This window comes from Methanothrix sp., assembly GCF_030055635.1.
GTDB lineage: Archaea > Halobacteriota > Methanosarcinia > Methanotrichales > Methanotrichaceae > Methanothrix_B.
The window spans coordinates 44,103-57,795 of the sequence record NZ_JASFYM010000008.1 but is presented as its reverse complement, the minus strand read 5'-3'; the positions used below and the strand labels follow the sequence as shown (position 1 = coordinate 57,795).

Annotated in this window: 11 protein-coding genes; 7 read left to right on the top strand and 4 right to left on the bottom strand. The window is 54.7% G+C overall.

Features of this window, described 5'->3' with window-relative positions; all coding sequences use genetic code 11:
- The first annotated feature begins 28 nt into the window (after positions 1-28).
- Entirely contained in the window at positions 29-469 is a 441-nt protein-coding gene (locus QFX31_RS04785) for a hypothetical protein (protein ID WP_348530981.1), read from the top strand.
- Between the two features lie 38 nt (positions 470-507).
- Here QFX31_RS04785 and QFX31_RS04780 read toward each other — a convergent pair whose 3' ends face one another.
- Positions 508-1,920, bottom strand: a complete 1,413-nt coding sequence (locus QFX31_RS04780) for a DHH family phosphoesterase (protein WP_348530980.1) — start codon at positions 1,918-1,920, stop codon at positions 508-510.
- Between the two features lie 397 nt (positions 1,921-2,317).
- Here QFX31_RS04780 and QFX31_RS04775 point away from each other — a divergent pair, with 397 nt between their 5' ends.
- From QFX31_RS04775 to QFX31_RS04755, 5 genes are all read left to right on the top strand, one after another.
- Positions 2,318-2,911: a VIT1/CCC1 transporter family protein gene (locus QFX31_RS04775; RefSeq protein WP_348530979.1), complete on the top strand. Its 594-nt coding sequence runs from the start codon at positions 2,318-2,320 to the stop codon at positions 2,909-2,911.
- 305 nt (positions 2,912-3,216) lie between these two features.
- Positions 3,217-4,764: an ATP-binding protein gene (locus tag QFX31_RS04770; protein WP_348530978.1), complete on the top strand. Its 1,548-nt coding sequence runs from the start codon at positions 3,217-3,219 to the stop codon at positions 4,762-4,764.
- Between the two features lie 9 nt (positions 4,765-4,773).
- Entirely contained in the window at positions 4,774-5,901 is a 1,128-nt protein-coding gene (locus QFX31_RS04765; protein ID WP_348530977.1) for an exonuclease SbcCD subunit D, read from the top strand.
- On the top strand, positions 5,888-9,064 hold the full coding sequence (locus QFX31_RS04760; protein WP_348530976.1) for an SMC family ATPase: 3,177 nt from the start codon (positions 5,888-5,890) through the stop codon (positions 9,062-9,064). Before QFX31_RS04765 ends, QFX31_RS04760 begins: the two co-directional genes overlap by 14 nt.
- 444 nt (positions 9,065-9,508) lie before the next feature.
- Positions 9,509-9,790, top strand: coding sequence for a hypothetical protein (locus QFX31_RS04755; protein WP_348530975.1), 282 nt, complete (start codon positions 9,509-9,511; stop codon positions 9,788-9,790).
- Positions 9,791-9,948: 158 nt separating this feature from the next.
- Here QFX31_RS04755 and QFX31_RS04750 read toward each other — a convergent pair whose 3' ends face one another.
- Positions 9,949-10,248, bottom strand: coding sequence for a hypothetical protein (locus QFX31_RS04750; protein WP_348530974.1), 300 nt, complete (start codon positions 10,246-10,248; stop codon positions 9,949-9,951).
- 194 nt (positions 10,249-10,442) lie between these two features.
- Between QFX31_RS04750 and QFX31_RS04745 the strand changes: the two genes are divergently transcribed.
- Positions 10,443-11,003 (top strand): aldolase, encoded by a 561-nt coding sequence (locus QFX31_RS04745; protein WP_348530973.1) that lies wholly within the window; start codon positions 10,443-10,445, stop codon positions 11,001-11,003.
- A gap of 503 nt (positions 11,004-11,506) precedes the next feature.
- Here QFX31_RS04745 and QFX31_RS04740 read toward each other — a convergent pair.
- Together QFX31_RS04740 and QFX31_RS04735 are read right to left on the bottom strand one after the other, a co-directional pair.
- Positions 11,507-12,241, bottom strand: a complete 735-nt coding sequence (locus QFX31_RS04740) for a tetratricopeptide repeat protein (RefSeq protein WP_348530972.1) — start codon at positions 12,239-12,241, stop codon at positions 11,507-11,509.
- A gap of 181 nt (positions 12,242-12,422) precedes the next feature.
- Entirely contained in the window at positions 12,423-13,649 is a 1,227-nt protein-coding gene (locus QFX31_RS04735; RefSeq protein WP_348531009.1) for an ORC1-type DNA replication protein, read from the bottom strand.
- Between the last annotated feature and the right edge of the window lie 44 nt (positions 13,650-13,693).

Genomic DNA, 13,693 nt, shown 5'->3' with positions numbered 1-13,693 from the left:
ATAACATCATACCGCGACTCTCACTGTGATGCCAAGATGTAGGAGGCTAGTGGCGATAGCTTTGATACTGATGGTTCTCGGCATCGCCCAGTCGCAGCCGATTATTCGTCTGGGATCGAAGACAGACCCTGAGGCTCATCTCTTCACCTACGACCAGAAGTTCAGGGAGAGCACGCGCTTCATGAACTACAATCTGAGCATGGTCGGTGAGAAGGAGTTCGAGGACTGCAGCAGGCTTTCATCGCGCATGGATCTCAGGATGTTCCCGAGCTGGACCGAGCTGGTCATAAACGCGAACTTCAGCGGTATGGGCAGGATGGGCTATGTTGTGTACGATGAGGAGCGCGAGCAGCCAAGGGAGGAGCAGTCGACGATCACACACATGTTCATAGGAAACTTCAGCATGGACGAAAGGTTGCTGGTTGCCAAGAACCATGCTGTGGAGTCCGGCTACCTGCCTCCTGTGTAGATCCGAGTCCTAACGGCGCCTGGCGAGGATCCCCGCATTCAAGCGCTCTGGTTTCTCCTCAGCTGCTCCCCGACGATTCTGTCAATGATCGAGAGGAACTCATCCCTGCTCTGTGGGGGTATTGTGGCACCGGCTGCGATGCTGTGGCCTCCTCCGACGCCGCCGACATCACCGGCTGATGCAGAGACCGCACGCGAAAGATCCAGGCCTGCTCTCACAAGGTCCTGTGTTCCCCGCGCCGAGACCTTGAGCATGCCATCCGGAGTGGATGCGAATGCCAGAATGGGCTTCGATCTGTCTGCTATCTGAAATACCATCCCCGCCACGATGCCCACTATGGTATCGAGTATATCCTCACCCGCATCGAAGTACTGTATGTTCGACAGCTGTATCAGACCGCGCTCCTTCACAAGCTTGATGCCATTGAGAAGGTTCTGCCTGTGCTGGCTCAGAAGAAGCCTCGCCTCCTCAAGCGCCCCATCCCTGTCGCCGAGGCATACATCCAAGCCGATCTTGGAGTGGCCGTACCTAGCCGTGGCGTTCAGCAGGGTGGAGAATTCGCTCGCATCCCTGAGCTCCGTGCCCTCCCTCTCACGCGTGAGCGTGTATACCTCCCCGACGAGACGCTCAAGCCTGAATCCAGGAATGCCAGAACGCAAACCATGACGGATCAGCGCGGAGACAACCCTCGCGCGCTCATCCCGGTCGAGATCTATCCACCTCCTCCACCGCTCCCCGCCGAGCCGTATCCCTATCTCCTTCAGGAAGGAGATGCACGCCTCCTCATCCCCCGATAATCCGGGAATGTAAGGATCTGTGGAGTACTCGAGCATCTTGAATACAGGACGCGTCTGCTTGCCGAAGAGCCTGAGATCCGGGCCGAAGGACAGAACGCCTGCTCTCGAGCCTGTATCGATTATCCTGCGGTTGAGACCGACGAGCCTGCCAGACGAGAGATCCTGGAGATCGCCGACTGCGCCAACCACAGCGAGCGCAGATAGATCCTCGTTCTTCCCCAGAGCATTCGCGAGAAGGAATGCGGCCCCGCTGCCGCTTATCTGGGTCGCGCCATCCCCGCCAAGAAGATGTGGATTGATGTGCACTATTCCCCTGTACCGCTCAGTGCTTCCAGGACGGTGGTGGTCAGCGATAACAGCTTTGATATCAAGAGCCGAGATCTCCTGGATGATGCCGCTTCCAAGATCTGTGAAGATCACCAGATCTGATCCCACATCTGCGATGCTCTCGAGCTCGTTTTTAGTAAGCTGCTTGAAGAAGAGAGGTGTGTAATCCATGCCCTTTCTCGAGAGGGCTGTGCATATCACTCCAGCTGCGGTCAGACCATCAGCATCGATATGCGATACAACCAGGACATCCCCCGCCCTGGAGATCGCATCCGCACCATCCTCAGCCAGCTTCCTCAGAGATGCGCAGAGGTTCTCTATGTTCACCGACCCCCTTCAGGAGATAAATCACACAACTTTTAAGCCTTCTGCGAGAATGCATCCGTCCTTCTGGATGAGCGTGCCTGTAAGCCATTCATCCACTGGGACATGTCTCCCTGGTGATCGCTTTTGCGTTTTCAGCAACTTAGAGGTCAAGCAGGTTGCTGGAATCGCACATTCATTTTCCAAAAGCGCATAGCAGGACCAGCACCTCCTCTGGAAGTCATCATATGTATGAGAGCGTTGGTGATTTCGTGAGGTACTGTGTCAGTAGGTGTTGATTTCTGACTGGACTTTCAATAGTTCGAGCTCGCCAGAAAATCCGTGAGCCCATCCTGAGGTCGCGCGTATCCCGGATTCAAAACGTTAAAGATCCTGTGAATCATCTCCTGTGTGGTAGATCGTGGTGACCTCGCGCATAGAGCTTTACAGGAGGTACCTCAAAGCCAGCGGCGCTCTGGAGATAGCCAGGCGTCTTTTCGTGATGAACGCATTTGATGGCGTTCTCACGATCATGGGCGTGGTTCTCGGAGCGTACCTCTCAGGCGTCCAGGATTCCGGATTTGTGATAACCGCCGGAGTGGGAGGAAGCATAGCGATGGGCATATCTGGAATGAGCGGCGCTTACATGGCCGAGAGGGCTGAAAGGATGAGGGACATCCGGAAGCTCGAATCCGCAATGCTCAGAGATCTCGATGGCACGCACGTCGTCAGGGCATTCAGAACTGCGAGCATCGCGGTCGCGCTCGTCGACGGCCTGAGCCCGGCGATCGCAGCCCTCCTCCTGATCTCACCGTTCTTCATGGTCCCGCTGATAAGCATGAGCGCTGCAGCAATGATGTCGCTCGCCCTGGGGCTGGTCGTGCTATTTCTCCTCGGGCTCTTCCTGGCCAGAATAAGCGAGGAGGTGGCGCTGATAAGCGGTCTGAAGATGCTGCTTGTCGGCGTTCTGACCATAATAATCGTGAGCCTTGCCGTATCTCCGGATTCGCTGTAAAGGCTCTCGATACTGATGAGGCAGTGGCTCATCCAGTTGAATTAGTGGATTGATAGAGAGAAAAGAACCCCAATGAATCCCAGAAACTCTGCCCAATCCAGATCTCCGATAGTCTGCGGAGGTGAGCCGAGATGGTTTTCTGTTCGGCCCGAAGGCCGGAGTTTGCGCCCTGCCGTCCCCCACATAGCATGAGGGTCTGTGTCAGAGGCCCTGCGTGCAGCCTCTCCAGCGGTCCGCGCCTACAACCCATTCCAGGCATCACAAAGTTCAAAGATGAATGACGTTCAGAAAGGAAGGGGATCGCCTTGAGTTCCACGGAGAGGATGGTGCTGAAGAGCATGCCAGGAAATGCGTACAGAATACTCGCAAAGGACGTGCGCTCATACGAGTTTGTAATACCATATGATGAGAAGGCAGATGTGGGGGAGATCTTCACTGTGGAGGACAGGGATATGCTCTTTCTCGCCCGTGTAGTCAATGTGCAGCACGACTCGAACTACGATGGGAGATGGGATACGAGTATCAGGGGCACGGAGCTCTATGATGAGGAGCAGATCTTCAACAGGGTCATCGCAGAGCCGCTCGGATGCATACCCCGCGATCAAACTAAAAGAAAGGGCGCATTCAGAAAGGCGAAGACCATACCCACCAAATTCTCCAGGGTGAAGAGGACAGAGGCGAAAGAGTTCGATTTTTTAAAGGAGACCATGGGCGATATCGAGGTCGGCGTCCTGAGAAACGGCAGCAGGGATACAGATGTGGCCGTGGCGCTTCACAGCAGCGTGATGGACCATCACATGGGCATATTCGCGACCACTGGAATGGGCAAGTCCAACTTCATGAAGGTCTTCGCAGCCTCATGCATGAAGCTGGCCTCCGAGAACAGATCCGAGTTCGGCCTCCTCATAGTCGATCCCCATGGAGAGTACCTGAGAGGCAGCAAGAACGCCAAGGGGCTTCTTCACCTCACCCCGTACTTATCAAGCCTGAAATGCTACTCCACCGAGCCGAGGAATTGCAGCCTCCCGGAGGTCAGCGAGCTCAGGATCTCCAGAAAGGATATACTGCCGGAGGACATCAAGGTGCTGCACGACTGGACCGGTGCGCAGATGGACGCCCTGGACAGCCTTGAGCGGATCTTCGAGGGGGATTCGTGGATAGATGAGATCCTCGATGAGAAGGGCAGAGAGGTGCTGACAGAAAAGGCGAAGTTATCAGAGAAGACGGTCGGCGTTCTTATCAGGAAGCTGGAGAACATACTTTCAAGAAATAAATATATAAAATCCTCTGAAGACTCCAGCATCCCGGGGATAATCGAGGGGATAAAGAGCGGGAGGGTCGTGCTTATCGACATCCCCAACCTGAGCGAGAGCAGCGAGCTCTTCCTTCTGTCATTGATATCCAGACGGATAATGGAGGAGTACAGAAACGAGGAGGAGGGCAGAAAGAAGTGCATGATCGTCATCGAGGAGGCGCAGAGGGTTCTTGGGAGTGACAGCAGGATAGCGCGCTTCGAGGAGATCGCCAGAGAGGGCCGGAAGTTCGGCGTGGGCCTTTGCGCGATAACCCAGCAGCCAAAGCTGATAGACAGGGAGCTTCTATCGCAGTTCAACACGATGGTCGTGATGGGGCTCGCAGACAGGAACGACAGGATGCGCGTGGAGGAGTCTGCGAAGCAGGATCTTTCGTCGCTGGATGTTGAGATCCAGACTCTGGAGAAGGGGGAGGCGATCATAAGCACGCTGAACGTGCCCTTCCCGATACCTGCGAGGATCCACAGGTACGAGGATTACATAGAGCGGCTCCGGCCGAGCGCCCCAGTAAGAAGATCATTCAGACCGACACCGGACTGAGGGGATAGTTTGAGAGTTGTCCACATCGCAGACACCCATCTCGGCTTCCAGAGCTTCAGCAGGATGGACGAGAAGGGCAGGAACCTCATGGAGGAGTGCATATACAGGGACTTCAGGCGAGCCATCGAGAGGATAATAGAGCTCAAGCCTGATGCGGTGGTGCATGCTGGCGATGTATTCCACCACGTCCGTCCCAGGATAAGACCGCTCTGTGTATTCAAGCAGTCTCTTGAGAGCCTAAGCAACGCCGGCATCCCTGTGATTGTGATAAGCGGGAATCATGATGCCCCCAAGAGCTACTCGGCGCTGAGCCCGTTCTACCTATACGATGGAATGGAGGACGTTTATATCGCCCACAGATACAGATACGAGCGATTCGAGGTCGGAGATCATGTCTTCCACTGCATACCATTCTGCTTCACCCAGGAGGACTACCTGGAGGAGTTCAGAAAGATCGATATGTGTGGTTCGGATGTGCTGGTGATGCATGGACTCGTGGAGGCGCTGCGTGATCAGAGCATGAACACGGTGGGAGAGCACATCGTCAGCGACAGCTTCCTGAAGAGCGATTTCAGCTACATCGCGCTCGGACACTATCACGATCAGAGGAGGATTGCTCAAAACACCTGGTACAGCGGCTCGATCGAGTACTTCAACTTCAACGAGGCTCCCCAGAGAAAGGGAGCTCTGATGGTGGATCTGAGCACTGGAGAGGTGGAGAGCATCGGGGTGCCGAACGTCGGGATGAGGGTCGTGGAGCTGGACTGCTCTGGAAAGACCGCTGAGGAGATACTGGATCTCATCGAGGAGAAGTGTGGAGAGGATAAAAATAAAATCGTCCGCGTCGACCTCAGGAGGGTAAACAGAGCCGCGTACAGAAGGATGGACCAGAGAAGGCTGAGCAGGCTTGCGTCCTCGATGTTTTGCCTCAAGATAAAACCTGAGTACGATGAGGTCGGAAGAGCTGAGGATATAAAACCTCCGGAGCGCCTCGATCTTGAGTTTATGCGCTTCCTGGAGGCCGAGATGGAAAAGATACCGAATGCAATCAGGCAGGATGTCATGAGCTACGGTACCGAGCTGATCAGAAAGGTGATAGATAGGAGAGGCACAGAGGGTATGGATGCATCTCAATAGGCTGGTGCTGCGAAACTTCAAGAAGTACAGGCAGGCGGACATAACTTTCCAGGACGGGCTCACGGGCATCATCGGAGGGAATGGAGCCGGCAAGAGCACGATCGTCGAGGCGATAGCCTGGGCGCTCTACGGCAACAGGGCATCAACTGTGGAGAGGAAGTTCATAAAGAATGTCAATGCGAGGCCGGAGGAACCGGTGGAGGTTCATCTAACACTATCCATTGGAAAAAAGGAGATCCTCATATCGAGAATCATGAAGGGGAAGGGCATGCTGCCCGATGCATCCCTCTGCATAAACGGCCAGCAGGTCGCCAAGGGCGTGCGCGAGGTTGATGCTCACCTCTCCAGGCTGATAAGGATAAGCTTCCAGGACTTCATGAGGACCTTCTACGCGAAACAGAAGGATCTTGATAATCTGATAAGAGAGGGGGGAGCCGGAAAGAGGGATTACCTGCTGAAGCTCCTCGGCCTTGAGGACATACGCGAGATCGGGCTCGAGATCACGAAGGAGGATCTGAGGGAGATCGAGACAGAGGTCAACCTGGCCTCCGGAGCGCTCTCGGAGCTGGGCGATGTGGAGAGGAGGATCGAGGAGATCAGGGCGCAGGAGGCATCGGCCAGAGCAGAGCTGAGCAGAAGGGAGATGTCGCTCAGAGATGCTGAAAGGGAAAGGGAGACGGCCGGCAGGGATCTCCAGCTCCTCGAGCAGAAGAGACGGGAGCATGAGCATCTGAGGAGAGAGATCGAGCACATTCAGGGCTACATCGCGGACAGAGAGAGAACGGTCAGAGAGGAGCGCGCCAGGCTCGAGGGGATTGAGAGGAAGAAGAGAAAGCTGGAGGAGCTCGCCTCCGATCTGAGGCGTCTGAATGAGATGAGGGAGAGACTCAATGAGCTGGAGGCAGCTCGGAGAGACTACGAGCGGCTGAGCTCGAGCCTGATGAGAATTCAGGTGGAGAGAAGAGAGACGCTACGCTCGCTGAAGGAGCTTGAAGCCAGGCTCGATGAGCTCTACAGATACCGCACTGAGATGGAGAGCCTCAGAGAGAAGGAGGATCTCTATGTGAGCACGGTGAGGGAGCTGGAGGAGCTCGAGAGGAAGAGAGAGAAATTCATGTCGCACGCCTCCTCCATCGCGGGCATGGATGCTGAGAGATCCGCGCTTTTGAGAGGCTACAGTGAGAAAGCAGGCATCGTCAGAGAGCTGCGCGATGCCAGAAGATCGCTCCCAGGTCTTGAGCGCAGGCTATCTCTCCTGGATTCGCTGAAGGGGGAGCTGGAGAAGCTTGAAAGAGCAAAAGAGAGGCGCCGCAGGCTTGATGAGCTGCTGTCTGAGAAAAAGACGCACATCGAAAGGCATGCCCAGCTCCTGAAGCGATTTAATCAGATTCAAAAAAAGATCTCCGAGATCGGCGATCTCGCCCGGGAGGAGGAAGAGCTCAGGGATAAGGAGATCCAGTTAGAGGATCTCACAGACACCCTGAATCGAAAGAGGACAGAGATCGAGAGCATCCGCAATCTCGCAGAGTCCAGGATGCTTGAGTCTCGGAACAGCCTCAGGCGGATCGAAAACCTTGGTGAGGATAGCCCCTGCCCGACATGCGAGCGCCCTCTGGGCGATCAGTACACCCGACTCACGGAGAAGTACAGAGATGAGATCTCCAGATACAGGAGGGACTGTGAGAGGGCTGCGGCTGAGCTTCTGGATTTGAACGCGCGCATCAAACACGCGCAGCATCTCAAGGAGAGCCTCAGGGCATCCGCAGAATCGCTGAGCCGGAGAAGAAGCGCTCTCGCATCGCTTGAGGCTGAGCAGAGAGAGGTCAGGCTCCAGCTCTCAGAGATCGAGGAAAGAATCTCAGAGCTGGATGGCGAGATCAATGCCATGGGGCTGGTCGATTATGATCCGGAGAGATACGAAGAGGTAAAGCGCTCTCTTACAGATTATGATGAGATCATCGATGAGAGGGCGAAGCTCCTTGCACGCCTCGAAACCCTCCCAGGACTGGAGAGCGATCTCAGGAAAACCAGAGAGAGGGTGTCTGCGCTGGATGAGAGGATCCTCGAACTCTCGAGGGGCATCTCCATTCTAGATTATGACGAGCGTTCGTACCTTCGTTTGAAATCGACCCTGTCGGATCTCCAGAGCCTCCATGAGAGATACAGGCTTCTGCTTCAGCGAGCAGGCGAGATTAAGGGCCTCGAGGAGCATCTGGAGACCCTGAGAGCGAGAGTCCGGAGGCTGGATGGAGATCTCCTGAAGGTTGAAAAAGATCTATCAGATCTTGGATTCAATCCGGATGAATACGAGAGGCTCAGAGCTGAGGCTGCAAGGCTTGCTGAGATCGAATCGATCGCGAACAGCCTGAGGATCGAGATCGCAGGTGAGGATTTATCAAGATCCAGAATGCTCGAGGCAGAGGCTGATCTGAAGAGGCTGCACGCACAGAGAGATGAGCTCAGCAGGCAACTTGCAGATCTGGGCTACAGCGATGCAGATTACGAGAACGCTACGAAGAGACTCACGGATGCAGAAGAGAGACTGAGACTCACAAACGAGGAATACGTCAGGATGCGCGATGAACTGAGGATGTTGGAGTGGAACCTCTCAAAGCTGAATGAGGATCTGAAGAGAAAGAGGGATCTGGAGAGGGAGCTAGATGAGTTCAACAGGAGAGCTCAGGTGATATCCACAGTCAGGGACATGCTTGTGAGATTCATGGATGCGCTCCTGGTGAGGGTGAGGGATGAGATCGCCCAGAATGCGGCCAGGATAATGGAGGAGGTCACAGGCAAGTACAGCATCCTCAAGATAGACGAGAACTTCAACATACTCATCGATGACAGGGGCACGGATTATCCGATATGGAGGTTCTCAGGCGGAGAGATAGATATGATCGCACTCTCTGTGAGGATAGCGATAAGCGAGTACCTCATGAGATCCTCTGGAGAGGAGAGCGGCTACTCATTCATGATACTCGACGAGGTCTTCGGATCGCAGGATATCGAGCACAGGGAGAGGATGATCAACATGCTAAGGAGCCTAGGAGTTAGGTTCCCCCAGCTGTTTGCAATAAGCCACATCAGCGATGTACAGGGCCAGTTCGACAGCACGATAGTGGTTAGCGAGGATGGCATGGGAAACAGCGTGGTTTATCAGTGAAACCGCCAAAAGGCTCACAGAACCTTCTGGAGCGCATCTCGTGCCTCGTATCATTAACATGAGGTCCGCGGGATCCGTGTGGCTTTGCGCTCTGAGGTGCTGTGTTGGATAGGTAATGAAAATCCACAACCAGAAGGCGATTCCAGGAATGCGTGGATGATAGATCAGAATCGATATCTAGGGACATTATCTCGAGAGGTTATCCAACAAAGCAGCTCTGAGGCATTTATTTCTGAGATGGAATTCATCGACGCTCTTATCCATATGATGACTTGCCAGAAGAGGCATCGGTCCTGCTATGCGTTCTTGGAAAATGAATGTGTGATTCCAGAAACCTGCTTGCTAGACCTCTAAGTTGCTGAGCACACAAGAGCGTTCATCGAATCGTTTCCGTGGCCGGTGAACAAAAACCAAGCTAACAAAGGTGCGTCTGAGGTGATGCAGATGGAGGATGTCGAGAGACAGCTCAATCTGATCCTCCTCGAGATCGCCAGCCTAGAGGATAAAATATGGGAGAGCATCGAGAGGCTCCGCGAGAAGGACAGGCTCTCACCGCATCTCGAGGAGTACGTTCGTGGAATCATGAGCGAGTTATCGTACTGGTCCGCGCTGTGTACCACAACCTCTGAATCGCCACATGTTCTCCTGAGGCGGATGGAGGTGCACCTCACAAGGGCCAGGCGCTTATCTGAACAGCTAGAGCAGCTGAGCGCGGCTAGCAGCTGATGTAACAGCATGGTGCGAACTCCACAGGCCTGAGAGAAAGCCACACGCAGCTCATGCGCTACAGCGCCACCCGGCACACATCAGATTTGCTGTAATCCAAAAAAGATATCGGCGTGCATCACGACAGCTTGATAGAAGCTTACAGCAAATTCGGCACATTACAGCGCCACCCTGAGCACTGCAATATATGACAGGAGACCGATGCAGAGAAGCAGGAGATCAACCGTCCTGCCCCGCAGGCCATGCCTCATCAGCGTAAAGCGGGCGCTTATCATGGTATGTATGAGAAAGAACAGCACAAGTACGGGATCCATGGTCGTATGTATCTGCGCCGCCTGGCGGGGGTTGATGATTATGTTCATGTGATTCTGCCAGGAGTAGCCGGTCACTATGAATATCACCATCAGCACCAGAAGGATCCATGCGCAGATCCTGTTGATTCTCACCAGCGCGCTCATCGGTCAGTACATATGAAGGATCGTATTAAAATGTGCTGGCCCACTTTGGGATGAAAGCACGGCACAGAGGTCAACCTGTGTTGATTTGTCTGGATGAAACCAACCCGCGCCCTAAACGCTTTTCATCCCTTTGGCACGCCTCTAATGTTGCATGCAGCGTTTCCATAGCCTGATGGTCATGCATAGGAGGTATCATGATCTGGATTGAGATTGCCAGGTTCGGGAAGAAGCTCGTCGAGCAGGGTCTGACTGGATCGCGCTTCGGCAACATCTCGGTGCTGACAGAAGATGGAATAGCGATAACACGCACAGGCTCCATGCTCGATGAGATTGACGAAGAGATGGTGGTTCTCGTCGAGAGAGACAGAGGATGTGCAGATGACAGCATAGCGAGCTGTGAGACCCCGGTCCACAGAGCCATATACCGCAGGACGGATGCCAGAGCGGTGATACATACGCATTCTCCCTATGCTGTGGCGCTATCGCTCCTGGAGGATGTGGTGGTGCCGATTGACAGCGAGGGGATTGCGTTTCTAGGCGAGATGCCTGTGGTCGACGGTCCCTTCGGCAGCGAGAAGCTCGCCTCCGCGGTATCGGAGGCCCTGATGAATCACAGGGCATGCATTTCACGCGGCCATGGAGTCTTCGCCAGAGGGGACGATCTGAGGGACGCGTACATCACAGCCTCGATGGCCGAGCACAGCTCCAAAATAAGGTATCTGGTTGTATGGGGGAGGGGCTCACCCAAAGACTGAGTGTTTTATTGGTACGAAAATGGTGGTAGTCTACCTTCATCGAGTTGATCTTGATGGGCCGGCTCCCTCAGATGTGTTTATTTTGAGGTTTATTTGGAGCAACGTCGGCATGGAAATCGACATCATGAGACCTGTCAATAATTGTCCGGCGCCGTACAGCGTGGTTGAAGGCTGCGAATCGCCTGAAGCTATTGCTTTTGCACTTATCCGCACGTCGTAGGTAGACTACCAAAATGGTCATTGAATGCATACCATTTTTCATCCACACGGGTGACACTGCGTCATGAGCGTTTTCCTGGACGCATGTGGTCGAATCCTGAGAGGCGAGCTCTGGTGAGCCCAACCGGCTGCAATGACTTCCCATCTCTCGCGAGGTCATCGATCCGCCGAATCATCGGCAGGCTTCATTTCATGAGCCACAGGATACGCGCTGCAGATGGTGATGAGTGCATACCAGGCTTTCTCTCCGGCCCGAAGACCGGAGTTTGCGCCCCGCTACTCTATCATGACGATTCTATCCTTCTCGCCATCTCCAGCGACTCCTCAGCCTCCTCGTGTCTGCCGAGGGCCCTCAGGCACCCGCCCCTGTTCATCCAGGCGGTCCAGTATCCGGGGTAGATCTTTATGGCCTTCTCGAAGCAGAGCAGCGCCTCATCATATCTCTTGAGAGCGACAAGCGAGACGCCCTTGTTGTTCCATGCATATGCATCAAATGGCTCCAGCATGATCGCCTCATCGTAAGATCTGAGGGCTTCCTCGTGCTGCCCGAGGTTATCGAGAGCAGCGCCACGGTTGTTCCAGGCCCTTCTCGCATCCTGCCCCATCGGATCGAGCTCGATCGCCCTGTCGTAGCTCCTGACCGCTTCCTCATACTCACCCAGGCTGTGGTGAGCGAACCCCTTGACGATCCAGCTTCTTGGGTTGAACGGGTCGAGCTCCAGAGCGCGCTTGCAAGCCTCAAGCGCCTCAGAGTAGCGATCGAGGTTGTTCAGAGCTGCAGCCTTCCCCCTCCAGGCCCTTGCATGCAAGGGATCGAGCTCAATCGCCCGTTCAAACGCATCCAGCGCATCTGAGTACCTCCCAAGAGCCCTCATGAGGTACCTGCCACGTGCTGCCCACAGATCCGCATTCATCAGATCGGTCTCAAAGAAACTCTGGTCGCAGGGCATGTCCGGCGCTGAAACTGCAAATGCGCTTTCATAATCCTCTTCATCCTTCCTGCCTGACTTCTCGCTCAAAACAACACCATCTTCAATCTCTAAAGTTGAGATACAAATACGCATCGGCGATGCGCAGATGAGTGTTTGACTCACCTGGATTAGAGCAGCCCCTGAGAGCCAGGAGCCATCTTGCAGAACGCTGCGGGTTCGGAGCTTCTCAGACACTCAAACCCTTCATCGCTGCATCTCTCTGCCCATCTCAGAGTGGACCGAACCGGGCCTGAGTCGGCACGCTGAAGCTCGCGAGGTCCTTGAGCCTGTAGTCCTGGAGCAGTATGCTCTTAAGCTTTGGCGGATGAACGCTCAGAGAGATCTCCTTCGTTCTTCCGTACCTTCCCTTGCTTATCACAACAGTATGGAGAATGCCGAGCATATCGAGCTCGGCTATGAGATCCGTGATCCTTCTGTGTGTGAGCGAGTCAGCCTCAACGAGTGGGCAGAGCTGCTTGTACATGCCGTAGACGGCGCTCGTTGTTATGTTCCTGGCTGCCTGCTCCTCCAGGAGGAGTATGCTGTAAAGAACAAGCTTCGACTGCGTGGGAAGCGTCTTTATGACCTCCTCCACCCTGTCCTGCTCGATCTTGTCCCTTGCGGCCTTCACATGCTCCTCGGTGATCATCTGGCTCCTCGCCCTCTCCGCGATCTCGCCAGCAATCCTGAGAAGGTCAAGCGCGCGCCGCGCATCACCATGCTCCCGCGCCGCGAAGGCCGCGCAGAGGGGAATCACGTCATCCGCGAGCACACCTGGCCTGAACGCCAACTCGGCCCGCTGCTCCAGTATGTCCTGTATCTGCTCTGCGTTGTAAGGCGGGAATATGATCTCGTCCTCGCCAAGCGAGGATTTGACCCTGGGATCCAGAAACTCTGTGAACTTCAGGTCGTTCGATATGCCTATGAGGCTCACCCTCGCCTGAACCAGATCTGAGTTTATCCTGGAGAGGTTATAAAGGACATCATCGCCCTTTCTGACAAGCTTGTCGACCTCATCGAGCATTATGACGACCACACGCTTCTTCTCATCAAGCGCGTTCCTGAACTCGGAGTAGACCTGATCTGTGGGCCAGCCTGTCATTGGGATATCCTTGTCGAAGTGCCTCGCGAGGTGTGCCAGGACCCTGTACTGTGTATCTACCACCTCGCAGTTGAGGTATATGACAGAGCATGCAGACCCTGCATCCGCCTCCTCCAGCTCCTTTCCCACGTATTTCGCGACGGCCGTCTTACCTGTGCCGGTCTTTCCGTAGATCAGGACATTTGAGGGTGTCTCGCCATGAAGGGCCGGAGCCAGGACAGACGCCAGCTCCTGGATCTGCTCCTCTCGGTGGGGCAGCTCCTTCGGAGTGTATGTGGGACGCAAGACGTCCCGCGATCTGAATATGCCTCCCTGTCCAACAAAGCTGGCAAATAACCCGCTAGAAGTGGTCACGAGAACTCCCTCGAACAATTCACTCTTGGCATGGAGGGTATTAA

Coding starts and splice junctions, on each gene's coding strand:
- QFX31_RS04785 (WP_348530981.1), top strand. CDS start 29: ATGCCAAGATGTAGGAGGCTAGTGGCGATAGCTTTGATACTGATGGTT.
- QFX31_RS04760 (WP_348530976.1), top strand. CDS start 5,888: ATGCATCTCAATAGGCTGGTGCTGCGAAACTTCAAGAAGTACAGGCAG.
- QFX31_RS04755 (WP_348530975.1), top strand. CDS start 9,509: ATGGAGGATGTCGAGAGACAGCTCAATCTGATCCTCCTCGAGATCGCC.
- QFX31_RS04750 (WP_348530974.1), bottom strand. CDS start 10,248: ATGAGCGCGCTGGTGAGAATCAACAGGATCTGCGCATGGATCCTTCTG.
- QFX31_RS04745 (WP_348530973.1), top strand. CDS start 10,443: ATGATCTGGATTGAGATTGCCAGGTTCGGGAAGAAGCTCGTCGAGCAG.